The sequence below is a fragment of the Corynebacterium otitidis ATCC 51513 genome (assembly GCF_000296405.1).
Taxonomy (GTDB): Bacteria; Actinomycetota; Actinomycetes; order Mycobacteriales; family Mycobacteriaceae; genus Corynebacterium; species Corynebacterium otitidis.
This window is the reverse complement of sequence record NZ_JH815195.1, coordinates 341,451-366,970: the sequence shown is the minus strand read 5'-3', so window position 1 is coordinate 366,970 and position 25,520 is coordinate 341,451. Positions and strand designations below refer to the sequence as shown.

22 protein-coding genes are annotated in these 25,520 nt (G+C 70.4%); 12 read left to right on the top strand and 10 right to left on the bottom strand.

All coding sequences use genetic code 11. The features are described from left to right. From HMPREF9719_RS09070 to HMPREF9719_RS09050, 5 genes are all read left to right on the top strand, one after another. The coding region (locus HMPREF9719_RS09070; RefSeq protein ID WP_004601695.1) for a murein biosynthesis integral membrane protein MurJ at positions 1-3,544 on the top strand (3,544 nt) is incomplete at its 5' end. A gap of 297 nt (positions 3,545-3,841) precedes the next feature. Next, positions 3,842-4,408: a sigma-70 family RNA polymerase sigma factor gene (locus HMPREF9719_RS09065; RefSeq protein WP_004601694.1), complete on the top strand. Its 567-nt coding sequence runs from the start codon at positions 3,842-3,844 to the stop codon at positions 4,406-4,408. A 96-nt stretch (positions 4,409-4,504) separates the two neighbouring features. Beyond that, entirely contained in the window at positions 4,505-5,449 is a 945-nt protein-coding gene (gene trxB / locus HMPREF9719_RS09060; protein WP_004601693.1) for a thioredoxin-disulfide reductase, read from the top strand. 70 nt (positions 5,450-5,519) lie between these two features. Continuing rightward, positions 5,520-5,840, top strand: a complete 321-nt coding sequence (gene trxA, locus HMPREF9719_RS09055; RefSeq protein WP_004601692.1) for a thioredoxin — start codon at positions 5,520-5,522, stop codon at positions 5,838-5,840. Between the two features lie 173 nt (positions 5,841-6,013). After that, a complete protein-coding gene (locus HMPREF9719_RS09050) occupies positions 6,014-7,198 on the top strand; it encodes an N-acetylmuramoyl-L-alanine amidase (RefSeq protein WP_004601691.1) in 1,185 nt (394 codons plus the stop codon). Between the two features lie 130 nt (positions 7,199-7,328). On the opposite strand, the gene HMPREF9719_RS09045 is transcribed toward HMPREF9719_RS09050, so the two are convergent. From HMPREF9719_RS09045 to rpmH, 7 genes are all read right to left on the bottom strand, one after another. Beyond that, positions 7,329-8,378 carry a ParB/RepB/Spo0J family partition protein gene (locus tag HMPREF9719_RS09045; RefSeq protein ID WP_004601690.1) on the bottom strand — a complete coding sequence of 350 codons (1,050 nt, stop codon included), beginning with the start codon at positions 8,376-8,378 and terminating at the stop codon, positions 7,329-7,331. A 15-nt stretch (positions 8,379-8,393) separates the two neighbouring features. Beyond that, the gene (locus tag HMPREF9719_RS09040) at positions 8,394-9,350 is read right to left on the bottom strand and encodes a ParA family protein (protein ID WP_004601689.1); all 957 of its coding nucleotides are present in this window, start codon (positions 9,348-9,350) and stop codon (positions 8,394-8,396) included. Between the two features lie 102 nt (positions 9,351-9,452). Continuing rightward, a complete protein-coding gene (rsmG, locus tag HMPREF9719_RS09035; protein WP_004601688.1) occupies positions 9,453-10,118 on the bottom strand; it encodes a 16S rRNA (guanine(527)-N(7))-methyltransferase RsmG in 666 nt (221 codons plus the stop codon). A gap of 97 nt (positions 10,119-10,215) precedes the next feature. Beyond that, complete coding sequence (yidC, locus tag HMPREF9719_RS09030) at positions 10,216-11,190, bottom strand: membrane protein insertase YidC (RefSeq protein ID WP_004601687.1); 975 nt, start codon at positions 11,188-11,190, stop codon at positions 10,216-10,218. A 74-nt stretch (positions 11,191-11,264) separates the two neighbouring features. Continuing rightward, positions 11,265-11,588 carry a membrane protein insertion efficiency factor YidD gene (yidD, locus tag HMPREF9719_RS09025; protein ID WP_004601686.1) on the bottom strand — a complete coding sequence of 108 codons (324 nt, stop codon included), beginning with the start codon at positions 11,586-11,588 and terminating at the stop codon, positions 11,265-11,267. Further along, positions 11,581-11,940, bottom strand: coding sequence for a ribonuclease P protein component (gene rnpA, locus HMPREF9719_RS09020; RefSeq protein WP_004601685.1), 360 nt, complete (start codon positions 11,938-11,940; stop codon positions 11,581-11,583). The genes yidD and rnpA overlap by 8 nt, the downstream gene beginning before the upstream one ends. 88 nt (positions 11,941-12,028) lie before the next feature. Next, positions 12,029-12,172 carry a 50S ribosomal protein L34 gene (gene rpmH / locus HMPREF9719_RS09015; protein ID WP_004601980.1) on the bottom strand — a complete coding sequence of 48 codons (144 nt, stop codon included), beginning with the start codon at positions 12,170-12,172 and terminating at the stop codon, positions 12,029-12,031. A 776-nt stretch (positions 12,173-12,948) separates the two neighbouring features. On the opposite strand from rpmH, the gene dnaA reads away from it, so the two are divergent. From dnaA to gyrB, 5 genes are all read left to right on the top strand, one after another. Beyond that, a complete protein-coding gene (dnaA, locus tag HMPREF9719_RS09010) occupies positions 12,949-14,529 on the top strand; it encodes a chromosomal replication initiator protein DnaA (protein WP_004601981.1) in 1,581 nt (526 codons plus the stop codon). Positions 14,530-15,069: 540 nt separating this feature from the next. After that, positions 15,070-16,257 (top strand): DNA polymerase III subunit beta, encoded by a 1,188-nt coding sequence (dnaN, locus tag HMPREF9719_RS09005; protein WP_004601682.1) that lies wholly within the window; start codon positions 15,070-15,072, stop codon positions 16,255-16,257. A 101-nt stretch (positions 16,258-16,358) separates the two neighbouring features. Next, positions 16,359-17,600: a DNA replication/repair protein RecF gene (recF, locus tag HMPREF9719_RS09000; RefSeq protein ID WP_004601681.1), complete on the top strand. Its 1,242-nt coding sequence runs from the start codon at positions 16,359-16,361 to the stop codon at positions 17,598-17,600. Positions 17,601-17,814: 214 nt separating this feature from the next. Further along, positions 17,815-18,366, top strand: coding sequence for a DciA family protein (locus tag HMPREF9719_RS08995; protein ID WP_174269545.1), 552 nt, complete (start codon positions 17,815-17,817; stop codon positions 18,364-18,366). 149 nt (positions 18,367-18,515) lie between these two features. Further along, positions 18,516-20,543, top strand: coding sequence for a DNA topoisomerase (ATP-hydrolyzing) subunit B (gene gyrB, locus HMPREF9719_RS08990; protein ID WP_004601679.1), 2,028 nt, complete (start codon positions 18,516-18,518; stop codon positions 20,541-20,543). 171 nt (positions 20,544-20,714) lie between these two features. On the opposite strand, the gene HMPREF9719_RS08985 is transcribed toward gyrB, so the two are convergent. From HMPREF9719_RS08985 to HMPREF9719_RS08975, 3 genes are all read right to left on the bottom strand, one after another. Then, on the bottom strand, positions 20,715-21,155 hold the full coding sequence (locus tag HMPREF9719_RS08985) for a DUF6918 family protein (RefSeq protein ID WP_004601678.1): 441 nt from the start codon (positions 21,153-21,155) through the stop codon (positions 20,715-20,717). Positions 21,156-21,463: 308 nt separating this feature from the next. After that, positions 21,464-21,763 (bottom strand): hypothetical protein, encoded by a 300-nt coding sequence (locus HMPREF9719_RS08980; RefSeq protein WP_004601677.1) that lies wholly within the window; start codon positions 21,761-21,763, stop codon positions 21,464-21,466. Beyond that, positions 21,760-21,975, bottom strand: a complete 216-nt coding sequence (locus HMPREF9719_RS08975) for a hypothetical protein (protein WP_004601676.1) — start codon at positions 21,973-21,975, stop codon at positions 21,760-21,762. The genes HMPREF9719_RS08980 and HMPREF9719_RS08975 overlap by 4 nt, the downstream gene beginning before the upstream one ends. A gap of 122 nt (positions 21,976-22,097) precedes the next feature. On the opposite strand from HMPREF9719_RS08975, the gene gyrA reads away from it, so the two are divergent. Then, on the top strand, positions 22,098-24,692 hold the full coding sequence (gyrA, locus tag HMPREF9719_RS08970; RefSeq protein ID WP_004601675.1) for a DNA gyrase subunit A: 2,595 nt from the start codon (positions 22,098-22,100) through the stop codon (positions 24,690-24,692). A 314-nt stretch (positions 24,693-25,006) separates the two neighbouring features. Beyond that, positions 25,007-25,345: a DUF3566 domain-containing protein gene (locus HMPREF9719_RS08965; RefSeq protein ID WP_004601674.1), complete on the top strand. Its 339-nt coding sequence runs from the start codon at positions 25,007-25,009 to the stop codon at positions 25,343-25,345. Positions 25,346-25,520: the final 175 nt, after the last annotated feature.

The following is a 25,520-nucleotide window of genomic DNA, read 5'->3' as shown; positions in this document are numbered from 1 at the left end:
GTCGCGCGCGTCCCGCGCCCCAGAGGGCGAGGACCGCTCGAAGCTCACGCTCGCGCCGGGGGAGCCCGCCGAGCCGGCGCGCTCCCCGCGGCCGCCCGCGGAGCGCAGCGCCAGCCAGAAGCAGCCCCGCCCGGCGGCGACGAAGGTCGCGGCGGGGGAGCGCGACAGCGCGGAGCCGGCGGACGACTCGGACGAGGAGGTCGTCCGGGAGACCGGCTCGATGGCGGTGGCGACGCTCATCTCCCGCATCACGGGCTTCCTTCGCACGGTGCTCATCGGCTCGGCGCTCGGCGAGGCGGTGGGCTCGGCGTTCAACACGGCGAACACGCTGCCGAACCTCATCACCGAGATCGTGCTCGGCGCTGTGCTCACCTCGCTGGTCGTGCCGGTGCTCGTGCGCGCCCAGAAGGAGGACCCGGACCGGGGCGAGGCGTTCGTGCGCCGGCTGTTCACGCTGGCGTTCTCGCTGCTGGCGGTGGTGACGGTCGCGGCTGTGATACTCGCGCCGTGGATCACGAGACTCACCCTCGACTCGGAGGGGCTCGTCAACGTCACGCAGGCGACGTCGTTCGCGTACCTGGTGTTGCCGCAGATCCTCTTCTACGGGCTGTTCTCGCTGTTCATGGCGGTGCTCAACACCCGCGGCGTGTTCAAGCCGGGGGCGTGGGCGCCGGTGGCGAACAACGTCGTCTCCATCCTCGTGCTGTCGCTGTATTTGGCGCTGCCCGGGGAGCTGCACCCCGCGGCGCCGTCGCGGATTAGCGACCCGCACGTGCTGCTGCTGGGCGTGGGCACGACGCTCGGCGTCGTCGTGCAGCTGCTCATCATGGTGCCCTACCTGCGCCGCCTGGGCATTAACTTGAAGCCGCTGTGGGGGCTCGACGAGCGGCTCAAGCAGTTCGGCGGGATGGCGCTGGCGATCATCGTCTACGTCGCGATCTCCCAGGCCGGCTACATCATCACCACGCGCATCGCGTCGCTCTCCGACGCGGCGGCGCCGCTGGTGTACCAGAACCACTGGCTTCTGCTGCAGGTGCCCTACGGCGTCGTTGGCGTCACGCTGCTCACCGCGATCATGCCGCGGCTGTCGCGCAACGCGGCGGACGGCGACGACAACGCCGTCGTCGGGGACCTGACGATGGCCACCCAGCTGACGTTCATCGCGCTCATCCCGGTCATCATTTTCTTCACCGCGTTCGGCACGGAGACCGCCACCGCGCTGTTCCAGTACGGGAACCTCTCGCCGCGGGCGACGGAGCTTATCGGCCTGACGCTGAGCTTCTCCGCGTTCACGCTCATCCCCTACGCGCTCGTGCTTTTGCACCTGCGCGTGTTCTACGCCCGCGAGGAGGCGTGGACCCCGACGTTCATCATCGCGGGCATCACCGCGACGAAGACTGTGCTCTCGCTGCTCGCGCCCCTCGTGGCGAGCTCGCCGGACCGGGTGGTCATCCTGCTCGGCGCGGCGAACGGCTTCGGCTTCGTCGCGGGCGCCGTGATCGGCGCGTTCTTGCTGCACCGCAAGCTCGGCTCGCTGCAGGCTCGCGCGGTCATGCGCACCTCTCTGTGGGCGGTGGCGGCCTCGCTCATCGGCGTGGCCGCGGCGCTCACCCTCGAGTTCGTCGTGCAGCGCCTGACCGGCGGCTCGTTCGCGAGCACCGGGGAGGACGCCAACCCGCTGCTTACCGTGCTGCTGCTCGGCGCGCTGGGTCTCGTGTTCGTCGTCGTCACCGGCATCGTGCTGTCCTTCTCGAAGCTGCCCGAGGTGCAGAACCTCGGCGTGGTGCTCCAGCGTATCCCGGGGCTCTCGCGCATCATCCGGCCCGACACCGAGCGCCAGATCATGGTCGAGCGGCCCACCGCCGCGGAGCTGTCCGGCCAGTACATCGTCAACGACTCCTTCCAGGCTTCCCCGGTTCCGCCGCCCATGTCCGCCGGCGTGGTCCGCGGGCCCAGGCTCGTGCCCGGCGCGCCCGTCTCCGACGGGAAGTACCGGTTGCTCTCTGACCAGGGCTCCGTGCCCGGCGCGCGGTTCTGGCAGGCGCGTGAGCAGTCCTCCGGCAGGCTCGTGGCGCTCACGTTCGTCGACACGAGCGGCTCGGCGCCCATGGCGCCGCCCAGCCCCGTGGAGGTCGCCCGCCACGCCGCGCGCGTCACCCGCCGCACCCGGCAGCTCGCCAGGCTCAACCACGAGGCGATCGCGCCGAACATCGAGGTCTCGGCGTACCGCTCGGGCTGCCTGGTCGTCTCCGACTGGGTGTCCGGCTCCTCGCTGCAGTCGGTGGCGCACTCCTCGGAGAGCGTCAACCCGCGCGCCGCGGCCTACGCGCTTGCGTCGCTCACCGACGCGGTGGGCGCCGCCCACGACCGCGGCACCCCGCTGGGCCTCGACAACTGGGCGCGCATTCGCATCACGACGAACGGCCGAGCGGTGCTCGCGTTCCCGGCGGTGCTCGACGACTCGGACTACCCGATGGACCTCGACGCGATCGCCTCGGCGCTCAACCTGCTCATCGACGAGGACTTCGCGCCGCAGGACGTGTGCGACGCGAAGGCCGCGGTCGAGGCGCTCGCCAGCGACGCGCGCGAGGTGCCCGACTCCGAGGAGAGCTCGGGCAAGCACGACGAGACCGAGGGCGAGGAGACCGCCTACACGTTGGCGCGTCGGCTGCGGGCCGCGGGGCTCGGCGGCGACGAGCAGGCGGAGCCGCCCGCCGGCGACGACGAGCCGGAAACGCCCGAGCCGGGGGCGCCGGGCTCGCCGCGCCCGGCGGGCGAGCGGCCGGATCCCTCGTCCCTGCTCGTCGAGCGCGACGCCGCGCCCGAGGTCGAGGACCGGGGCGGCTTCGGCAACCGGGGGCTCACCCGCCGCGGGACGGGCGTGCTCGCCGCGTTCGTGTTCGTCGCGGTCGTGGGTGTTGCCGCGGCGGCGACGTACCTCGTGGCGACATTGAGCTCGGGGGACGACAACGCACCGGTCAACAGCCGCTCGCTGCAGCGCGAGGAGCAGCCCAGCCAGCAGCCGGTCATCCAGCCGCTGCAGAACATCTCGGTGTGGGGCCCGGAGGGCCGCGACGTCTCGGGCGACAACCCGGCGGACGTCGCCAACGTCGTCGACAGCGACTCGGAGACGGAGTGGAACTCGGCGCCCTACCCGGACGGGGAGATCCCCGGCGGGGGCATCGGGCTGGCGCTCGAGATCCAGGGCCGGGTCGCGCTCCACGAGCTCATCCTCGACGTCGTGCACCCGAACACCCCGGTCGAGGTCTACGCGCTCACCGAGGGGCAGAGCCCCGCGGAGGTCGCGAACGTCGGGGAGCTCGAGCAGCTCTACGCCGGGGAGCTCAACTCGGGGCGCTCGACGATCTCGCTCGACGAGGGCGGCGCCGAGCCGCCCGTCGTCACCGGAGTGATCCTGTGGTTCCCGGCCACGCCCTCGGACGCCGACTCGGTCGGCCTGCGCCAGGCGCGGATCGTGGGCACGGGCGCGCCCCGCGAGGCCGGCTTCGCCACCCCGCCGGCCGAGCCGCCGCAGGAGGGCTAGCGGCGATGCTCCCAGCGCCCCGCGACCCCGCCTTTGGGTCGCGGGGCGCCTCCGCGTCTGTGGGGTCCGGAGTGCCACGCGTGGCCCCGCCCGCCCCAGGGGCTCCGGGGGAATTTGCCCGCCCCACGGGCCCGCCGTTTTTCTTGCTCCCCACGCCACCACGGCGAACCTGACTGCCCACTGCAGTGGGCACGCCGCCCGCGGCGGCACGGTTGTTTTGCGCGTGTAATGGTCACCGCTTCGCGGCCCCACCAGCGACGGCGCCGCGAAGGGCACCAACGATTCGGGGGATTTCTCATGCCGCACCACGACCACACCGACCGCACCGACGACGAGCTCGTCGCCGCCTTCGCCGCGGGGGAGGCGCGCGCCTTCCGGGAGATCGTCCGCCGCTACGAACGCAGCCTCTACCTCGTGGCGTGGCGGTGGGCGAAGAACGAGCACGACGCGCGCGACATCCTCCAAGACGCGCTGTTTAAGGCCGCCCGGGCACTGCCCCGCTTCCGGGGCGACGCGCGGCTCTCGACGTGGCTGCACCGGCTCGTTGCCAACGCCGCCTACGACCACGTCTACCGCCGGCCCCGTCGCGAGTCCCTCACCCTCGACGGCAACGAGAAGGCGCCCCTCGACACGAACGCGCGGCTGTCCTACGACCCGTTCCCGCGCGCCGACCTCGGCATGGAGCTCGGCCGCGCGCTGCGCGCCATCAACCCGCACCAGGCGGCCGCGCTCCTTCTCGTCGACGCGCACGGCCACACCGTGGAGACCGCCGCGCACCGCGAGGGCGTGCGCCCCGGCACGGTGAAGTCGCGCCGCTCGCGGGGCCGCGAGCGGCTTCGCCGGGCGCTTGCCCTGGGCGAGTAGCGGGCCGCGGGGCGCGGATTATCATGGGCGGGACCGCGTAAGGGCATACCTAGTCGTCGCCCGCTCGACCCGAAGTTTCCCAAGGAGATGCCGCCCATGACCGCCGAGAACGACGTCCGCGACCTCATCATCATCGGCTCCGGGCCCGCCGGCTACACCGCGGCCCTCTACGCCGCGCGCGCCGAGCTTAGCCCCGTGGTGTTCGAGGGGTACGAGTACGGCGGGGAGCTCATGCAGACCACCGAGGTGGAGAACTATCCCGGCTTCCGCGACGGGATCCTCGGGCCCGAGCTCATGGAGGAGATGCGCGCCCAGGCCGAGCGCTTCGGCGCGGAGCTGCACCCCGAGCTCGTCGACAGCGTCGAGCTCGCCGGCGACGTCAAGACCGTCCGCGTCGGCGACGAGACCCACCGCGCCCGCGCGGTGGTGCTCGCCACCGGCGCGGAGGCCCGCATGCTCGGCGTGCCGGGGGAGCAGGAGCTCATCGGCAAGGGCGTGTCCACGTGCGCGACGTGCGACGGGTTCTTCTTCAAGGACAAGGACATCGCCGTCGTCGGCGGCGGGGACTCCGCGATGGAGGAGGCCACGTTCCTCACGAAGTTCGCGAGCTCCGTGACGATCGTCCACCGCCGCGAGGAGTTCCGCGCCTCGCAGATCATGCTCGACCGGGCGCGCAACAACGACAAGATCACGCTCGTCACCAACGCCGTCGTCGACCGCATCGTCGAGGACGACGGGAAGGTCTCCGGCGCGGTGCTCGCCGACACGAAGACGGGGGAGACCTCGACGCTCGACGTCGCGGCGGTGTTCGTCGCGATCGGCCACGACCCGCGCAGCGCGTTCCTCGACAACCAGGTCGAGCTCACCGACGGCGGCTACATCAAGGTCGACGAGCCCTCGACGCGCACCAACCTTCCGGGGGTGTTCGCCGCCGGCGACGTCGTCGACGACCACTACCGGCAGGCGATCACCGCGGCCGCGTCCGGCTGCCGCGCCGCGATCGACGCGGAGCACTACCTCGAGGCACTCGCCGACGACTAGGCCGAAGCCCTAGGCCTTCGGTAGGATTCCCGTTTCACCGACACCCGTTACCACCCGCAAGGAGGATTCCGTGGCCAGTGTCATCGAAGTCGGCCAGGACACGTTCAAGGAGCGCGTCGTCGACTCGGAGAAGCCCGTCGTCGTGGACTTCTGGGCCGAGTGGTGCGGGCCGTGCAAGAAGCTCTCGCCCATCATCGAGGAGATCGCCGGCGAGCGCGACGACGTGACGTTCGCCAAGGTCAACGTCGACGACCAGCGCACGCTCGCGGCGATGTTCCAGGTGCTCTCCATCCCCACCGTCGTGATCTTCAGCGGCGGGAAGAAGGTCGAGGAGTTCAGCGGGCTGCGCCCCAAGGACGAGCTCAACGCGATCATTGATCGCTCCGTCTAGCTGTTATTCTTAAAGCCTAAGCGGGCCGCCCGCCGGTGCGCCCGACGCCTCGATTCTTTAACGAAGAAAGCCCCGCTCCCGGGCGGCGACGCGGGGAGCGCCGCGCCCGCCCCGCGTGCGGGGCGCTAGCCGTGCCGGGCCGCGCCCGCGCCGAGCGAAGGAAGGTTATGTGAGTGTCTGACGTTCTCCGGGTGGGCGATCGCAGTCCCCGCGTCGCCGAGGCCCGACTCGCGCTCGCGCGGCTCGGGCTCCTCCAGGACTACCCGGGCGTCGTGCCGAGCGCGCAGGGCTCCACGGAGCAGTTCAGCGACGAGGAGACCGTCTTCGAGCCGGAGCTCGCCGAGGTCATCAAGGCCTTCCAGCAGTCCCGCGGGATCATGCCCACCGGCGCGATCGACGAGATGACCCTGCGCGAGATGCGCGGCGCGACCTACCGGCTCGGCGCCCGCGACCTCGAGCTGCGCGAGGACACCCTCATGGGCGACGACGTCGCCGAGCTGCAGGGCCAGCTCGAGGAGCTCGGCTTCTACGACCGCCGCATCGACGGGGTCTTCGGGCGCGACACCGAGGACGCGCTGAAGTCCTACCAGCTCAACTACGGGCTCGACCCGGACGGGGTGTGCAGCAGCGAGACGATCCGCGCGCTGAGCCTTCTAGGCCGGCGCATCACGGGCGGCTCGGCGCGCGCGATCAGGGAGCGCGAGTCGGTGCGCGCCGCGGGCCCGAAGCTCGCGGGCAAGCGCGTCGTCATCGACCCCGGCCTCGGCGGGGAGAATCGCGGGCTGACGGTCAAGGGCCGCTTCGGGGAGATCACCGAGGAGGAGATCCTCTGGGATCTCGCCCTAAGGGTCAAGGAGCGCATGCAGGAGACCGGCATCGAGGTGAGCCTCTCCCGGCCCCGGCAGGACGACCCGAGTTCGAAGGACCGCGCGGAGATCGCGAACGCCTTCGACGCGGACCTGGTCATCTCGCTGCACTGCGACCGCTACCCGAACGAGAAGGCCTCGGGCGTTGCGACGTTCTACTTCGGCTCGGAGATCGGCGCGAGCTCCATGGTGGGCGAGACGCTCTCCGGCTATATCCAGCGCGAGATCGTCGCCCGCACCGAGCTGCTCAACTGCGGCAACCACGGCCGCACGTGGGAGATCCTGCGCCTCACCGCGATGCCCACCATCGAGGTCGTCGCCGGATATCTCACCAACCCGCACGACGTGGCGGTGATGACCTCCCCGAGCTCCAGGGACGCGATCGCGGAGGCGATCGTCGTGGCCACGAAGCGGCTCTACCTCCTCGAGGACGACACGCAGCCGACCGGCACGTTCAAGTTCGACGACCTCGTGCGCGAGGAGCGCGGCTAGAAGGACTGGCCTGGCGCCGCACGACATACGACGACGGCCCCCGCGCCGCTCCTCTTTATCGGGCGGGTGCGGGGGCCGTCGCGGCGCGTGAGGCGGCCTTAAGAGGCCCAGACGGGGCCGTTGCGGCCTTTTAGTCGGCCTCGCCCTCGATGAGGCCGATAATGCGCTGGAAGTCGTCCTCGTCGCCGAACTCGACGACCATCTTGCCCTTGCGCTTGCCCATCGTCACCGTGACCTTGGTGTCCCACCGGTCGGCGAGGTGCTCCGCGGTGCGGGTGAGGTACTCCGGCTGCGGGGGCTTCTGGCGCGGGGCGCGCTTCTTGTCCTTCTCCCCGCGGTTGAGCAGGGTGGCGGCCTCCTCCGTGGCGCGCACGGAGAGCCCCTCGGCGACGATGCGCTCCGCAAGGCGCACCTGGTCGGCCTCCCCGGTCTTCACACTCATCAGCGCGCGGGCGTGCCCCGCGGAGAGCACCCCGGCGGCGACCTTGGACTGCACCGCCACCGGCAGGGAGAGCAGCCGGATGGTGTTGGTGATCGTCGGCCGGGAGCGACCGAGCGTCTCGGCGAGCTGGTCCTGGGTGACGCCGAACTCCTCGAGGAGCTGCTGGTAGGCAGCGCCCTCCTCGAGCGGGTTGAGCTCGACGCGGTGGATGTTTTCTAGGAGCGCGTCGCGCAGCATCGCGACGTCGCTGGTCTCCCTGACGATCGCGGGGATCGTGTCGAGGCCGGCCTTGCCGGCGGCGCGCCAGCGGCGCTCGCCCATGACGATCTCGAAGCCGTCGCCGTCGGGGCGCACCACCACCGGCTGGAGAACCCCGAACTCGCCGATGGAGTGGACGAGCTCGTCGAGCTCGTCCTCGTCGAAGACGGTGCGCGGCTGCTTCGCGTTCGGCCGGAGCTTCTCGATGGGCAGCTCCCGGTATGTCGCTCCGATCGAGTCCGCCTGCTCCTCGTCGCGAGCGCCGGCGCCCGCGATCATGTCATTGAGCGTGTTGTGGTGGCGGCCGCGCTCCCGGTCGAGCTGCTCGCGCTCCTCGGGGTCGGGGTCGCGCGGGTCGCGCTTCGCGCCGCCGAGAATCGCGTCGGCGGCCGCGTCCGACAGCCGCGGCTTCGCCGGGCCCGAGGGGATGAGCGCGCCGAGGCCCTTGCCGAGGCCGCCCTTGTGCGATTGCTGCGCCATGGTGGTTCTTAGCCCTTAAGCCCTTTCCGTCTCCTGGGGGTGGTCCGCCCGCGAGCGCGCCAGCTGGTCGGCGGTCTCGGGGCTGATGCCGATCGGCCCGGTCTCGTCGCCCGGCGGGTAGTCGCCGCGGGTCGCGAACTCCTCGGCGGCCGCGACGTAGGCCATCGCGCCGCGAGACGACGGGTCGTAGGCGAGCACGGGCAGCCCGTAGCCGGGCGCCTCGGAGACCTTCACCGAGCGCGGGATGACGGTGCGCAGGGTGACGTGCCCGAAGTGTTCGCGCACCTCGGCGACGACCTGCTCGGCGAGCTTGGTGCGCGCGTCGAACATGGTGAGAAGGATCCCCGAGATGTGCAGGTTGGGATTTAGGTGCTCGCGGATCATGGTGATGTTGTTGAGCAGCTGACCCACGCCCTCGAGCGCGTAGTACTCGCACTGGATGGGGATGAGCACCTCGTCGACGAAGGTCATCGCGTTGATGGTGAGCAGCCCCAGCGAGGGCGGGCAGTCGATGAAGACGTAGTCGTAGCCCGCCTCGCTAAGGAAGTCGCCCTTGAGCCCGTCGTAGAGCCGGTACTCGCGGCGCACCATGCTCACCAGCTCGATCTCCGCGCCGGCGAGGTCGATCGTCGCGGGGATGCAGAACAGGTTCTCCGAGTAGGGCGAGGGCTGCACCGCGTCCCTCGCGGAGACCTCCCCGATGAGCAGCTCGTAGCTCGAGGGCGTGCCGGCGCGGTGCTCGACGCCCATCGCCGTTGACGCGTTGCCCTGCGGGTCGAGATCGATGACTAGGACCTTCATCCCGCAGGCCGCCAGCCCGGAGGCGAGGTTCACGGCGGTGGTGGTCTTGCCGACGCCGCCCTTCTGGTTCGCGACGGTGATGTACCTCGGGTTGGCCGGCGACGGCAGCGGCTTCCGCGTGGGAATGGCCACGTTCTCGTCGCTAGATGACTGCGTGGTGTCCTCGGCCATGCCATCCCTTCTTCGAGCCCTTGGCGGTGATGTACGTGAAATCCTAGTGCCCGCCAAGGACGCGAGCCATCAGGCTCCCGGCCGCCCCGGCGGGTAGTAGGGCTAGCGCAGCCGCGTGACGCCGATGAGCGAGGCAGGCGTGTCGAGCACGCCCTCGCCGACGGTGAAGATGCGGGCCCGGCCCCCGCCGGCGGCGGCGACCGCCTTGCCGTCGCGCTCGAGCTCCTCGCCGACGCTGCGGCCCTTCATGGCGATCATCTCGCCGCCCTTTTTCGCCAGCGGCAGCGACCAGCGCACCAGCCGCTCGAGCGGGGCGACCGCCCGGGAGGTGACGACGTCGGCCTTGGGGAGCTTTCGGCGCACGGCCTTCTCCTCGGCGCGGCCGCGCACCACCTCGACGTTGTCGAGCCCGAGCTCGGCCTTCGCCTCGGTGAGGAACGTCGAGCGCTTGAGCAGCGGCTCGAGCAGCACGACGTGGACGCTCGGCGCGGCGAGCGCCAGCGGGATGCCCGGCAGGCCCGCCCCGGAGCCGACGTCGATGACCGTCGCGCCCTCGGGCACCGCCTCGGCTAGCACCCCGCAGTTGAGCACGTGGCGCTCCCAGAGACGCTCGACCTCGCGCGGGCCGATGAAGCCGCGCTCCGTGCCCACCGTGGCGAGCAGGTCGCGGTAGCGCGCCGCCCGCCCCGCGGCCGGCCCGAAGACCTTCTCGACCGCCGCGGCGGTGCGCTCGTCCAGGCCGCCTGACTGCGGCGTCTCGCCAGCCATGATCCCGAAGGTGTCCTTTCTCGTTGTCGGCATCGACGTCGACGCCCCGCCCGAAAAGACGTCGGCTACGGCCTTCGGGCGGGGCGCGGCGGGGGTGTTACTTCTTCTTGTTCTTCCCGCCGCGCTTCTTCGTGTTGTTCTTCGGCTTCTGGCCCGGCTTCGGGGCGGTCGTGCGCTTCTTGGCCTTGATGCGCTCGTCCTCCTCTTCCTCCTCGCGGTCAACAAGCGCGAAGATGTGCCGGTTCTGGAAGAACGTCCAGATGTTGTTCGACACCATGTAAAAGAGCATGCCCACGTGCCAGATCACGCCGGTGAACAGGATCGTCATCGGCATGAACCAGAGCATGAGCTTGCTCATCATCTGCTGCTGGGTCTCCATCATCTCGCTCTGCGGGGCGGCCTGCTTGCCCTCCGCGCGGCGCTTCTCCTGGCGGCGCAGCGACATGCGCGCGTTCATGTGGGTCGCGAAGACGATGATGAGGATGAGCGGCGCAGCGACGGCGACGATGCGCCAGCGATCGAACTCCCCGGCGTTGGGGAACGCCGCCCACATGTCCCTCGGCATGGCGATATACGACGACAGCGGCACGCCAAAGAGGTCGGCATCGAGGAAGGAGCGCACCTCCTCGACGCTGAAGACGTAGTTGGCGGTGTTGTAGTTCTCCTCCGGGCTGAGCCCCACCTGGCCCGGGCCGTCGCCGGTGCGATTGAAGGAGCGCAGCACGTGGAACAGACCGATGAACACCGGGATCTGCGCGAAGACCGGCAGGCAGCCGGCGAGCGGGTTAACCCCCATCTCCTTCTGGAGCTTGCGGGTCTCCTCCATCATCCGCTGCCGGTCGTTCTTGTACTTCTCGCGGATCGCCATCATCCGCGGCTGCACCTTCTGCATCTTCACCATGGAGCGCTGCTGGTTGCGCATCGGCACGTACAGCAGCAGGCGCAGCGTGAAGGTCAGCAAAACGATCGCCAGGATCCACGACGCGGCGTTGTCGGGGCCGAAGAACAGCGCGAAGAGCTTGTGCCACAGCCACAGCACAATCGAAATCGGCCAGTAGATGAAGTTGAGCACTGTGCCTAGGTACTCCCTCTAGAGGTGGTCGGGCCCCGCCGCGCCGCGGCGCGCGGGAGCGATGGTCGATCGGTCTAAGCCCCGTGCCGGCCCCGGCGCCCGAGCACCCCGGGAAGCGCGACGGGCACCGGGTCGTAGCCGCCGGGATGCCACGGCCCGCACTTCGCCAGCCTCACCGCGGCGAGCACGAGGCCCGCCGCGGCGCCGTGGCGGGCCACGCTCTCCAGGGCGTAGGCGCTACACGTCGGCGCGAATCGGCAGCTGGAGACTACTTTAAAGCCTGAGAGACGGCGTTGATAAAACCGAACCAGCCGGACGAGCGCGCGCGCCGCCGCCGAGCGCGGCGCCGGGATGCGGCGGCCCTCGATAGTGCGAAACGAGCCCAGGTCCTCAGCCACGGCGGCGTCGCTCGAGCTTGCGCAGCGCCTTCTTGATGTCGCGGCCGAGCCGCTCGGTGCTCGCCTCGGCGGAGGCCGGCAGCGCGCGGATGACGAGGTCCGCCCCGCGAGGCAGGTCGGCAAGGATGGGCCCGGCGGCGTGCCGAAGCTGGCGCGAGACCCGGTGGCGCGTCACGGCGTTGCCTACCGCCTTAGAAACCACGAGGCCCACCCGCGGCCCGCCGAAGCGGGCGAGTCCGGCCGCGCCGTCGTGGCGGTGCACCACGACGGTCCGGGAGCCGGCTCGCCGGCCGCGCCTGATCGTGCGGCGGAAGTCCGCGGGCGAGGTGAGCCGAAGGTGCTTGGGAAGCATGGGGGCGCCACCGCCTTCGCAAAAAACGCACCCACCGCCGTCACTGGGGACCGGGCGGTGGGCGAAACTTATGGCTGGCCGGGAGGCGCTACGCGGTGAGGCGGGCGCGGCCCTTGCGGCGGCGGGCGGCGACGATCGCGCGGCCGGCGCGGGTCCGCATCCGGGCGCGGAAGCCGTGCTTGCGCGCGCGGCGCCGGTTGTTCGGCTGGTAGGTCATCTTGCCCTTGGCCACGATGGTCTCCTTCGGGTGTTGGCGGTCAATCGGTTGTCGATCGCGCGCCCGCCGCGGTGGGCGCCGGCGCGGATCTGTTGTTCACTTCGGCCCCCGGCGAGCCGCCCCTATCGGGCGGCCGGGGCCACGTACCGGGTCCCGGACGCCTCAACGTCGCAGGTCAGTACGGCAGACATCGGTCCAGGCTACGCGACCCGGCGGGAGGCAACAAATCGACACGCCGCCCCCTGGCGGGCGAATCGACCCCGGGTGCACCCGAAATTACAAGGATGTTCGTCCGCTCGATTCCACAGGAATGGGCGCTAATGACAGTACTGTCATTCCACATTCTCCTTGGCCACGGCGCCGCCCGCCGCCACCGGCGGGTTTCGCTCGCCGCGGGCGGCGATTCCGGGTCGGGAAAGGCGTCGACATCGGAGCCCCCTAGCGGGTAACAATGACCGTTATTGCACAGGCTCCACAGCGGCTGTGGAGTACCGTCCTGTGGATAACTCGGCGCCTCGTTGTGGGCAATGTCTCGCAATAGCACCGAACATGCAGGTCAGCGCGTCGGAGGCGCGCGGGGCCTCCTATCCACAGTGTCCACAGCCGGTGTTGATAACTTGTGAGGCCGGAAGTTGTCCACAGGTGTGAATAACACTGTGGAATCTCGGCTGACCGGCGCGGCGGCGGTGTGGATAACCGCCGCGGGCGCCCCGGCCGGGCGCCGCGAGGCCGGCGACCTGGGGCGTTGACAGCACCTTAGGGCCGCCCGCGGCGGGGGAGAGAGACGACGAATGACGAAGGAGACGACGCCAGTGACGCAGGACCTGGGTTCCGAGGATCTGGGGGCCGTGTGGCAGGGCGCCCTCAACGAGCTCACGACGCTCGCGGGGCAGCCCGACTCCGGGATTCCGGCTCTTCGCCACCTCGAGCGGACGCTGCTGTTCATGGCGACGCCCGACCTGCACGTCAACGGCTACCTCATCCTCAAGACCCACAACCAGCGTGCGAAGCAGTTCATCGAGACCGACTTCGCGCCGTACATCAAGGAGGTCGTCGGCCGGCACCTGGGCGAGCCGGTCCAGCTGCTGGTCAACCTCGTCGAGGGCGAGGACCCCGCCCCGCAGCCGCGCGCCGAGCCCGCCGCGCAGTCCCCGGCGCAGGACTCCGGCGCGGACGAGGCGCCCGCGGCGCCGGAGCGGCGCCGCGCGCCCGCCCAGCCGACCGTCGAGCAGCCCCGCCCGGAGCGCCGAGCGCAGCAGCAGGGCAGCGTCTTCGAGCAGCAGCGCCAGCGCATCCGCGAGGCCCCGCCGAAGCAGCAGCGCTGGGACGAGTCGAAGCTCAACCCGGACTACACCTTCGACACGTTCGTCATCGGCTCGTCGAACCGCTTCGCCAACAGCGCGGCCGTCGCCGTCGCGGAGAACCCCGCCCGGGCCTACAACCCGCTGTTCATCTCCGGGGGCTCGGGCCTCGGCAAGACCCACCTGCTGCACGCGGCGGGCAACTACGCCAAGGAGCTCAACCCGGACCTGAGGATCCTGTACGTCTCCAGCGAGGAGTTCACCAACGACTACATCAACTCGGTGCGCGACGATAAGCAGGAGTCCTTCAAGGCCCGCTACCGCAACCTCGACGTGCTCATGGTCGACGACATCCAGTTCCTCCAGGGCAAGGAGGGCACCCAGGAGGAGTTCTTCCACACGTTCAACGCCCTCCACCAGGCAAAGAAGCAGATCATCCTGTCCTCGGACCGCCCGCCGAAGGAGCTCACCACCCTCGAGGAGCGGCTGCGCACCCGCTTCCAGGCGGGGCTCATCACCGACATCCAGCCGCCGGACTTGGAGACGCGCATCGCGATCCTCATGAAGAAGGCCGAGTCCGACAACATCGAGCTCGACCGGGACGCGCTCGAGCTCATCGCGAGCATGTCGGGTTCCTCGATCCGCGAGCTCGAGGGCGCGCTGATCAGGGTCTCGGCGACGTTCCACTTCGACAAGGACCGCCCGGCCGGCCCGATCGACGCGGCGACCGCGGCGGCGACGCTGCGCAGCATGGGCAGCGAGGCGCAGACCGAGATCACCCCGCAGGCGATCATCGAGATCACCGCCGAGCGCTTCGACCTGCCGGTCGAGAAGATCGTCGGCTCGGGCCGCACGAAGGCGGTCGCGCACGGCCGCCAGCTGGCGATGTACCTCTGCCGCGAGCTCACGGAGCTCTCCCTGCCGAAGATCGGCGAGCAGTTCGGCGGCAAGGACCACACCACCGTCATGTACGCGGTCAACAAGATCCGCACCGAGATGACGGAAAACCGCGCGACCTACAACGAGATCCAGGAGCTCACCCAGACCATCAAGTCGCGCTCCCAGGTCTAGCCCCCCGGGGCCCGCCCGCAGGGTCCGGGCGCCGATACCACGTGTAATTACGAGGTTGTCATTAATGGTGTTGCTCACGCCGCCGCCGCGATCCCGCCGCTCGGCGGCCTGTGGATAACCACGCCCGCCAGGTGGAGAATCGGTGGATAACGCGGGGTGATCTGGGGATAACCAGCGGGGACCGAAAGTTATCCACAGATCGACCCGATTGTCCACAGGATTTCCACACTCGTTCCCACACCCGCGGCGACCGAGGCGACCTCGGGCGATCCAGGTTGTCCCCAGATTCAACAGGACCTACTGCTTCTCCCAATCAAATTTCCTGGAACCTACCTAGAGGAAAGAGGCTCGCCGCAAACCTGTGAACTACAAACTTGTCATTTACGCGGCGCCCGCACCGGCCCCGGCGGAGCCGGTTGGGGCATCCCGGGCGGGCCGGTAGCCTAAACGTGTCATTCGCCTCGGCGGCCCACGGGCGCGGCGCGCCCGCCCGCGTCCGAGGTCGCGATCACCCGCGGTGCAAGGAGCTTGTTCACGGTTATGGAATCTCAGGAAGTCGCGTTCCGCGTCGCCAAGGACGACCTCGCGGGCGCGGTCGCGTGGGTGGCCCGCAACCTGCCCACCAAGCCCACCCAGCCCGTGCTTCGGGCGATGGTGATCACCGCCGACGACGAGGGCCTCAAGCTCGCCGGCTTCGACTACGAGGTCTCCACGCGCGTGCAGATCTCCGCGGAGGTCGCCAGCCCCGGGCGCGTCGCGGTCGCCGGCAAGCTCCTCTCCGAGATCATCGGCACGCTGCCCAACAAGCCGGTTGAGCTGCGTGTCGACGACTCGACCGCGACGGTGACCTGCGGTTCCTCGCGCTTCGAGCTGCCGGTGATCTCTCTGGAGGACTACCCGCAGCTGCCGGCGCTGCCGCAGGTCACCGGCTCGATCGACCCGGCCGCCTTCGCGGAGGCCGTCAGCCAGGTCGCCGCGGCCGCGGGCACGGACGACACGCTGCCGATGCTCACCGGCGTGCACGTCGTCATCAGGGGCCGCACGCTCGAGCTCGCGGCGACGGACCGCTTCCGGCTCGCGCGCCGCACGCTCGAGTGGGACCCGGTCGACGAGTCGGTCGAGGCGAAGCTCCTCGTGCCGGCCAAGACGCTGCTCGACAACGCCCGCACCCTCGAGCAGGGCACCGGCGACCCCGTCGAGATCGCGGTGGGCACCGGCGACCAGATCGGCGCGGAGGGGCTCTTCGGCGTGCACACCCACCGCCGCGAGACGACCACCCGGCTCCTCGACGCGGAGTTTCCCAATATCGCCCCGCTCTTCCCGAAGACCCACAAGTCCATCGCCGCGGTGGAGATCGGCCCGCTCCAGGAGGCCATCAAGCGCGTCTCCCTGGTCACCGACCGCAACGCGCAGATCAGGATGCAGTTCTCCGAGGGGCAGGTCGTGCTCTCCGCGGGCGGCACGGACTCCGGGCACGCCGAGGAGGCCGTCGCCGCCGACTACCGCGGCCCCGAGGACCTGCTCATCGCGTTCAACCCGAACTACCTCAAGGACGGGCTCGGTGTCGTGGGCGCGAAGCGCGTCGTCTTCGGCTTCACGGAGGCCTCCCGCTCGGCGATCATGATCCCCGAGCCCGAGCAGCTACCCGATCGCGGCGAGGACGAGCTCTTCCCGACCCCGGAGACCAACTTCACCTACCTGCTCATGCCGGTGCGCCTCCCGGGCTAAGGCCGGTATCGGCGCCCGGCCCGCGCCCGCGAGCTTTGTACGGGGGTCGGGCGCGCACACCGGCCGGAGCTGTTGTCTTTTTTAAAAGGGGGCCCAGGTCCATGCATCTCAGCCGCCTCGAGCTGCGCGACTTTCGCTCCTGGGGCGCGCTCGACCTTGACCTCGAGCCAGGCGTGACGCTGCTGGTGGGCCGCAACGGCTACGGCAAGACCAACGTCGTCGAGGCGGTCGGCGTGCTCGCACACCTCTCCTCGCACCGGGTGTCGAGCGACGCGCCGCTCGTGCGTGCCGGAGCTAGCGCCGCCCGGGTCTCCGCGACGGCGATCAACCAGGGCCGGCAGCTCAGCGCGCACCTGCTCATCAAGCCGAGCGGCTCGAACCTCGCGCAGATCAACCGCACGAGGCTGCGCTCGCCCCGCGAGCTTCTCGGGGTGGTGCGCAGCGTGCTCTTCGCGCCCGAGGACCTGGGGCTCGTGCGCGGCGAGCCGGCGCTGCGGCGCCGCTACTTGGACGACATCGTCACCACCCGCTGGCCGCGGCTGGCCGGGGTGAAGTCCGACTACGACAAGGCGCTGCGCCAGCGCACCAGCCTGCTCAAGCACGCCGGGCCGGCGCTGCGCTCCGGCTACCAGTCCAGCGAGGGCGAGTCCGCGCTGAGCACCCTGGACGTGTGGGACCAGCAGCTCGCGGGCTTCGGCGCGCAGCTCATCGCCGCGAGGCTTGCCGCCACCGCGGAGCTCTCCGCCCACGTGCACGACGCGTATGCGGGCATCGCCCCGGAGTCTCGGCCCGCGCGCATCGCCTACGACCCGACGGTGCCGCTGGGTGAGGCCACCGGCGACGACGGCGCGGTCGACGCCTCGCTCATCGAGGCGGCGATGCTCGCTGAGCTGGGCCGGGTGCGCCCGAAGGAGATCGAGCGGGGGCTCTGCCTCGTCGGGCCCCACCGCGACGACCTCGACCTTCGGCTCGGCGACCAGCCGGCGAAGGGCTTCGCGAGCCACGGGGAGACGTGGTCGCTGGCCATCGCCCTGCGCTTCGGGGAGTTTCGCTTCCTGCGCGAGGCCCAGGGCTCGGACCCGGTGCTCATCCTCGACGACGTGTTCGCCGAGCTCGATGCCAAGCGCCGAGAGAAGCTCGTCGCGCTCGCCGAAGAGGTCGAGCAGGTGCTCATCACCGCCGCGGTCGACTCCGACCTGCCCGAGAACCTCGCCCGGCGGATCTCCGCGCGCCACGACGTCGAGGTGAGTGACGAGCAGGGCGATGGCGGGGAGGTCGTGCGCACCTCCCGGATCGCGGCCCCGGGCGGGAATGACGCCGCCGGCGAGGCGGGGGAGGGATAAGCCCGTGGCCGAGGACGACACCACCCCCCGCGACGCGGCCGGCGAGCCCGGCCGGAGTGCTGAGCCCGCCCCGCCCGATCGGCCCGCCGACGCCGAACGCGGCGCCGAAGCTGACGACGAGCGCCGGGCGGAGGAGGGGCTCGAGCAACCGACTGCCGCCCCCGATCCCGATGCCGAGGAGCCGAGCGACCTCGTCGATCAGAGCTTCGCCGCGATGCGGCGCGCCGCGCGCCGGCGCGGCGGGCGGCTCCCGTCGCTGGGGCCGAAGCCGCGCTCGGCCAGGCGGCGTTTGCTGCCGCCCGCCGAGGGCGAGGACGTGCGCGTGCCCGGGCTCGCCGCGGACGAGCGGCCCAGGCGCCGCTACAAGCGCGGGGTGCCCACCGGGCGCGACGGCTACAAGATCCGGCCGAGAAAGAACCTCGACTCGCTCGGCTCGCTCGTCGGCCGCGAGATCCGCCACCGCGGCTGGAACCGGGACGTCGCCAGCGCGTGGGTGACGGGCAACTGGGCGGAGTTCATCGGCGAGCCGGTCGCCTCGCACACGACGGTGGAGATGCTCAAGGGCACGACGCTTTTTCTGTCGTGCGACTCGACCGCGTGGGCGACGAACCTCAGGCTTATCCAGACGCAGATCCTCGCGCGCATCGCGGAGAAGGTCGGCCGCGACGTCATCACCGAGCTGAAGATCTTCGGGCCGAGGGGCCCGAGCTGGCGCAAGGGGCGCCTCCACGTCAAGGGCCGTGGCCCGCGCGACACCTACGGTTAGGAACCGGCGGCGCTTGGTGTCGCGCGGGGCCGCGAAAAACGCGCCGTGCGGGCCGGTGAGCGCCCGGGCTGGCCTTCCTCGGGGGTCCCTACCGGGGTGTAGAATGAGGAAGTCTATATCCGATTGACAGCTAGGAGTGCACGATCGACGTGGCCACCAACCAGCAAGACTACGATGCCTCCTCGATCACCATCCTCGAAGGCCTCGAGGCGGTCCGCAAGCGCCCCGGCATGTACATCGGTTCCACCGGGAGCCGCGGCCTGCACCACCTCGTCTGGGAGGTCGTCGACAACTCCATCGACGAGGCGATGGCGGGCTTCGCGACGAGGGTGGACGTCACCCTCCTGGCCGACGGTGGCGTGCAGGTCGTCGACAACGGCCGCGGCATCCCCGTCGAGATGCACGCCTCCGGCGCGCCGACGGTCCAGGTGGTCATGACCCAGCTGCACGCCGGCGGTAAGTTTAACTCGGATTCGTACGCTGTCTCCGGCGGCCTCCACGGCGTGGGCATCTCCGTGGTCAACGCGCTCTCCACCCGCGTCGAGGCGGACATCAAGCGCGACGGGAAGCACTGGTACCAGAACTTCGAGAACTCCCTGCCCGACGAGCTTGAGGAGGGCGGCAACGCCCGCGGCACCGGCACGACGATCAGGTTCTGGCCGGACGCCGAGATCTTCGAGACCACCGAGTTCGACTTCACGACGATCGCGAACCGGCTCCAGGAGATGGCCTTCCTCAACAAGGGCATCACCATCACGCTCACCGACAAGCGCCCCGGGGCGGAGGAGCTCGCCGGGGAGGCCGGGCCGGGGGAGGAGACCTCCCTCGACGAGATCGACACCGCCGCCGAGGCCGGCGAGGAGAAGGCCACGAAGGGCGGCAAGGACCGCACCCGCACCTTCCACTACCCGGACGGGCTGGCGGACTACGTCACCCACCTCAACCGCTCGAAGCAGGAGATCCACCCCTCGATCATCGGCTTCGAGCAGAAGGCCGACGACCACGAGCTCGAGCTCGCGATGCAGTGGAACTCGGGCTACTCGGAGTCGGTGCACACGTTTGCCAACACCATCGCCACCGTCGAGGGCGGCACCCATGAGGAGGGCTTCCGCTCGGCGCTGACCTCGGTGATGAACAAGTACGCCCGCGACCACAAGCTCTTAAAGGACAAGGACGGCAAGCTCAGCGGCGAGGACTGCCGTGAGGGCATCGCCGTGGTCATCTCGGTGCGGGTGGGCGACCCGCAGTTCGAGGGGCAGACGAAGACGAAGCTCGGCAACACCGAGATCCGCTCGTTCGTCCGCAAGGTCGCCTACGAGCAGATCGGCGAATGGTTCGAGGCCAACCCCGCCGAGGCGAAGGTCATCGTCAACAAGGCGATCTCGTCCGCGCACGCCCGGCAGGCGGCCCGCAAGGCCCGCGACCTCGTGCGCCGCAAGTCGGCCTCCGACATGGGCGGGCTGCCCGGCAAGCTGGCCGACTGCCGCTCGAAGGACGCGAGCATCTCCGAGCTCTATATCGTCGAGGGCGATTCGGCGGGCGGCTCCGCGAAGGGCGGGCGCGACTCGATGTACCAGGCGATCCTGCCGCTGCGCGGCAAGATCCTCAACGTCGAGAAGGCCCGGCTCGACAAGGTCTTGAAGAACGCCGAGGTCCAGGCGATCATCACCGCGCTGGGCACGGGCATCCACGACGAGTTCGATATCGACAAGCTGCGCTACGACAAGATCGTGCTCATGGCCGACGCGGATGTCGACGGCCAGCACATCGCCACGCTGCTGCTCACGTTGCTGTTTAGGTTCATGCCGCAGCTCGTCGAGGACGGCCACGTCTTCCTCGCGCAGCCGCCGCTCTACAAGCTCAAGTGGCACAAGGGCGAGCCCGACTACGTCTTCTCTGACGAGGAGCGCGACCGGGCGCTGGAGAAGGGCCTCGACGAGGGGCGCAAGATCAACAAGGACGACGGCATCCAGCGCTACAAGGGCCTCGGCGAGATGAACGCCGCCGAGCTGTGGGAGACGACCATGAACCCGGAGACCCGCGTGCTGCGCCGCGTCGACCTTAATGACGCGCACCGCGCCGACGAGGTGTTCTCCGTGCTCATGGGCGACGACGTCGTCGCGCGGCGCTCGTTTATCACCCGCAACGCCAAGGACGTCCGCTTCCTCGACATCTAAGGGCCTAACCCCCTCGTTTCCGCCCCGGGCCCCCAAGGCCCGTGGCGGGTCGGTGAAAAGAGCGAGAAAAGCCCCCGCGCCGCGGCGCGGGGGCTTTCTTGTTACTTATCGGCCGGCTCGTCTCCGGCGGCGGGCCCGCCCCGTGGGGCGGGTCCGGCCGGGGAAACAGGGCTAGGCAGTGTGCTTCTCTAAGGTGCGGCCGAGCTCCGGGAGCACGGGCTTGAGGTGCTTCTCGGCCTTGCCGCGCACGGCGCCGTAGCCGCGCTTGACCACGGAGTTCGAGGAGCCCTCGACGTTGCGGTCGGCGGCCTCGAGGAGGACGTCGATGGCCAGCGGGGAGTTGTTGTCGAGGAAGACCCCGAAGTCGCTGACCGCGGAGGACTGGTAGTTACCCCACAGCTCCTCGAGCGCGGCGACCAGGTCGGGCAGCACGCGGTCGATGCCGGCGGTGACGACGTGGGGCCGGGACTTCTTCGCGGCGGCGAGCGCGGTGCGCGCGCCCGCGCCGGTGAGCCCGCCGAGCTCCTCGACGGTGGTCTCGGCCAGCCGCGCGAGGTCCGCGACGACGTCGTCGCGGCGGGGCTGGGAGAGCAGGGAAGAAAGCTCGGCCATGGGGTGTGGTCATCCTCCTTGGGCGGGCCCGGGCACGGTTGTCCGGGTCGGATGGGAAGTGCGCCCCGCGGGAGGCGGGGCGCACGCGTCGGGGCGGATGCCTGCGCCCGATCGTGTCGTCGATCGTAGCGCACGCCAGCCGCCCCGGCGTTGTTGCGATTCTTCCGCCACAGCCACCCGAGACAAGCTCAATAACCACACGAGTTAACTGCAATCACAACAACACCACGGGACCCTACCAGATCCCGGTGCGCCCCGTCGGGCCGAAAGCCCTGCCGGGGGAGGCGCGGGGCGCCCCCGGGGCGGGGCTACCCGGCCGGCGGGGGAGCGTCGTTGAGCCGGGTGAGCACCTCGGCGGCGAGGCTAGCGAGCAGCGCCGTGGCGCGGGTGGTGCTCAAGGGCGCGGTGCGGCGGATCACCTCGGCGAGGCTCGCGGCGGCCTGCGTGGCGCTCTCGTGGAGCGGCACCCCGTGCAGGCGCGCCTCGGTGGTGGCGGCCGCCGCCGCGAGCGCCGCGATCGAGCGCACGCTTGCGCCGGTGAGCTCGCAGACCTCGTCGGCGAGCCCGAGGAGCGCCTCGAGGCTCAAGCCCCGCGGTGGCCCGCTCACCGGCGCCGCTCCGCGGCGAGGCGCTCTTCGGCGCGGGCGTACTCGGGAAGCATTTCGCGGGCGAGCTGCGCGACCCGCTCGTCGGAGAGCAGCCGGGCGGCGGTGGCGACGATGGCGCGCACCGCGGCCTCGTGCTTGCTCGAGTGCTGCGCCCGGGCGAGCACCCCGAGGGCGCGGTCCTGGTCGGGGGTGAGGCGAAGGGTCATGGCCATGAACCGAAACGGTAGCAAAGTGGTGGCATCCCGGTGCGTCGAACGGGCTCCTGGCGGCCTGTGGCGCCGGCTGGGGCGGTAAGATGGGAGCGCTTGGAAATGATCACGGAGAAAGGTTGTCCATGAGCGACGACACCCAGGGCCCCGGCGGTCCGGACGCCGGCGATCGCGTCTTCCCCATCGACATCAACGAGGAGATGCAGTCGAGCTACATCGACTACGCGATGTCGGTGATCGTCGGCCGCGCCCTCCCCGAGGTGCGTGACGGGCTCAAGCCGGTGCACCGCAGGATCCTCTATGCGATGTTCGACTCCGGCTACCGCCCGGAGCGCAGCTACGTGAAGTCCTCGCGCCCGGTCTCGGACACGATGGGCCAGTTCCACCCGCACGGCGACTCGGCGATCTACGACACGCTGGTGCGCCTCGCACAGGACTGGAACATGCGCTACCCCCTGGTCGACGGCCAGGGCAACTTCGGCTCCCGCGGCAACGACGGCCCGGCCGCGATGCGCTACACCGAGTGCCGCATGACCCCGCTGGCCATGGAGATGGTCCGCGACATCCGCGAGGACACCGTAGAGTTCAGCCCGAACTACGACGGCAAGACCCTCGAGCCGGACGTGCTGCCCTCGAGGGTGCCGAACCTGCTCATGAACGGCTCGGGCGGCATCGCGGTCGGCATGGCGACGAACATCCCGCCGCACAACCTCAACGAGCTCGCCGACGCTATCTACTGGCTGCTCGACCACCCGGACGCGAGCGGCGACGAGGCGCTCGAGGCGTGCATGCGCTACGTCAAGGGCCCCGATTTCCCCACCGCCGGCCTCATCGTCGGCGACCAGGGCATCCGGGACGCCTACGCCACCGGCCGCGGCTCGATCCGGATGCGCGGCGTCGCGACGATCGAGGAGCAGGGCAGCCGCCAGCTCATCGTCATCACCGAGCTGCCCTACCAGGTCAACCCCGACAACCTCGTCTCCTCGATCGCGGAGCAGGTGAGCGCGGGCAAGCTCTCGGGCATCTCGAAGATCGACGACGAGTCCTCCGACCGCGTCGGTATGCGCATCGTCATCACCCTGAAGCGCGACGCCGTGCCGCGGGTGGTGCTCAACAACCTCTACAAGCACTCGCAGCTGCAGACGAACTTCGGGGCGAACATGCTCTCCATCGTCGACGGGGTGCCGCGCACCCTGCGGCTCGACGAGATGCTGCGCTACTACGTCGACCACCAGATCGACGTCATCGTTCGGCGCACCCGCTTCCGCCTCGACGAGAAGGAGAAGCGCGCTCACATCCTGCGCGGCCTGGTCAAGGCGCTCGACGCGCTCGACGAGGTCATCTCCCTCATCCGCAACTCGCAGACCGTCGACATCGCCCGCGAGGGCCTCATGGAGCTCCTCACCGTCGACGAGACGCAGGCCGACCACATCCTCGCGATGCAGCTGCGCCGGCTCGCAGCCCTCGAGCGGCAGAAGATCATCGACGAGCTCGCCGAGGTCGAGCGCGAGATCGAGGATCTCAAGGACATCCTCGCCTCCCCGGAGCGGCAGCGCCGCATCGTCCACGAGGAGCTCGCCGAGATCGTCGAGAAGCACGGCGACGAGCGCCGCACCCAGATCGTCGCGGCCACCGGCGACGTCAGCGAGGAGGACCTCATCGCCCGCGAGTCGGTCGTCGCGACGATCACCTCGACCGGCTACGCGAAGCGCACGAAGGTCGACGCCTACCGCTCGCAGAAGCGCGGCGGCAAGGGCGTGCGCGGCGCGGAGCTCAAGCAGGACGACGTCGTGCGCCACTTCTTCGTGTGCTCCACGCACGACTGGATCCTGTTCTTCACGAACTTCGGCCGCGTCTACCGCCTCAAGGCGTACGAGCTCCCCGAGGCCAGCCGCGCGGCGCGCGGCCAGCACGTCGCGAACCTCTTAGAGTTCCAGCCCAACGAGCGCATCGCGCAGGTCATCCAGATCCAGTCCTATCAGGACGCGCCCTACCTCGTGCTCGCCACCGCGCAGGGCCGGGTGAAGAAGTCCCGGCTCGACGACTACGAGTCCAACCGCTCCGGCGGGCTCATCGCCATCAACCTCAACGAGGACGACGAGCTCATCGGCGCGGCCCTGTGCAGCGAGAAGGACGACCTCCTGCTCGTCTCCGAGGAGGGGCAGGCCATCCGGTTCACCGCCGACGACGAGCAGCTGCGCCCGATGGGCCGCTCCACCGCCGGCGTGAAGGGCATGCGCTTCCGCGGCGACGACCGGCTTCTCGCCATGTGCGTCGTCTGCGAGGGCGGCTACCTCCTCGTGGCGACCTCCGGGGGCTACGGCAAGCGCACCGCGATGGAGGACTACCACCTCCAAGGCCGCGGCGGGCTCGGCGTCATGACGTTCAAGTACACGCCGAAGCGCGGCCGGCTCATCGGCGCGATCGCCGTCGAGGAGGAGGACGAGCTCTTCGCGATCACCTCCGCCGGCGGCGTCATCCGCACGAAGGCCAACCAGATCCGGCCCTCCTCGCGCGCGACGATGGGCGTGCGGCTCGTGGACCTCGAGCAGGACGTCAAGCTCCTCGCGATCGACAAGAACGTCGAGGGCGAGGGCGAGGAGGAGGCCCAGGCGATAGCCTCCGGCGAGACCACCGACCCGAACAAGGCCGGCGATGACGACGACGCCGAGCGGCTCAACGAGATCCCCGGCGTCCGCTCCGACGGCGAGGACTCCTAGCCCGAAAGACTAAGCGGCGCGCACGCCCGCGCCGAGCGGTGACGATAAGGCCCCGGCGGAGGCGATGGGCGCCCCGCCGGGGCCTTCGCCGCGCCCCGCCGCGGGCCCCTGGGGCGCGCCGCAGCGCGGGCGCCGCGGCGGCCCCGGGAATTACTTTCCGGGTGAGAACCTGCAGCCCCGGTGGGTAAAACGGGAGACGGCCCTTAAGAAACCCTGCGGTATACTCCCTCGAGAACGAACCCGGGACGCGGGCCCGCGGCGCCGAGCCGCGGGCCCGAGCCAGCCCCAACTCCACTACGAACGAGGTGACGCCCATGGCAACCCGCGAAGTCGTCATCACCCGCATCGCGCCGGCCTCGGCGCTGCGCGTGACGCTCGCGTTCTCCCTGGTGGGGCTCCTGGCGTGGGTGCTCGCCGTGACCCTGCTGTACTTCAGCCTCGACGCGGCCGGCATCTGGGACCGGCTCAACGGCGTGATCGGCGGCGTCGGCGGCGAGCAGCTCGTCTCCTTCGGCCTGGTCATCAGCGTCTCCGCGGTGGGCGGCGCGATCGTCGGGGCGGTGCTCACCCTGCTCGCCCCGATCCTCGCGCTCATCTACAACGCCATCGTCGATCTCTTCGGCGGGCTCATGCTCGAGGTGCAGCGCAACTAGCGCGCCGCCGCAGGGTAGGGACAAGCCCCGCCCCGGGATCCGTCGGAGGATTCCCGGGGCGGGGCTTTACGCGTTTTCGCGCGGGCGCGGCGCCGCCCGCCGGGCAGGACGCCGGGGGCGGCGGGCGTGGGGCTAGCGGTTGCTCCGGCGCAGCCTCCCGGTCGCCACGGCGGCG

Bases quoted from the DNA above. Each gene is read 5' to 3' on its own strand.
- HMPREF9719_RS09065 (WP_004601694.1), top strand. From the start codon at position 3,842: ATGCCGCACCACGACCACACCGACCGCACCGACGACGAGCTCGTCGCC.
- trxB (WP_004601693.1), top strand. From the start codon at position 4,505: ATGACCGCCGAGAACGACGTCCGCGACCTCATCATCATCGGCTCCGGG.
- HMPREF9719_RS09045 (WP_004601690.1), bottom strand. From the start codon at position 8,378: ATGGCGCAGCAATCGCACAAGGGCGGCCTCGGCAAGGGCCTCGGCGCG.
- HMPREF9719_RS09040 (WP_004601689.1), bottom strand. From the start codon at position 9,350: ATGGCCGAGGACACCACGCAGTCATCTAGCGACGAGAACGTGGCCATT.
- rsmG (WP_004601688.1), bottom strand. From the start codon at position 10,118: ATGGCTGGCGAGACGCCGCAGTCAGGCGGCCTGGACGAGCGCACCGCC.
- rnpA (WP_004601685.1), bottom strand. From the start codon at position 11,940: ATGCTTCCCAAGCACCTTCGGCTCACCTCGCCCGCGGACTTCCGCCGC.
- dnaA (WP_004601981.1), top strand. From the start codon at position 12,949: ATGACGAAGGAGACGACGCCAGTGACGCAGGACCTGGGTTCCGAGGAT.
- dnaN (WP_004601682.1), top strand. From the start codon at position 15,070: ATGGAATCTCAGGAAGTCGCGTTCCGCGTCGCCAAGGACGACCTCGCG.
- recF (WP_004601681.1), top strand. From the start codon at position 16,359: ATGCATCTCAGCCGCCTCGAGCTGCGCGACTTTCGCTCCTGGGGCGCG.
- HMPREF9719_RS08995 (WP_174269545.1), top strand. From the start codon at position 17,815: ATGCGGCGCGCCGCGCGCCGGCGCGGCGGGCGGCTCCCGTCGCTGGGG.
- HMPREF9719_RS08985 (WP_004601678.1), bottom strand. From the start codon at position 21,155: ATGGCCGAGCTTTCTTCCCTGCTCTCCCAGCCCCGCCGCGACGACGTC.
- HMPREF9719_RS08975 (WP_004601676.1), bottom strand. From the start codon at position 21,975: ATGGCCATGACCCTTCGCCTCACCCCCGACCAGGACCGCGCCCTCGGG.
- gyrA (WP_004601675.1), top strand. From the start codon at position 22,098: ATGAGCGACGACACCCAGGGCCCCGGCGGTCCGGACGCCGGCGATCGC.
- HMPREF9719_RS08965 (WP_004601674.1), top strand. From the start codon at position 25,007: ATGGCAACCCGCGAAGTCGTCATCACCCGCATCGCGCCGGCCTCGGCG.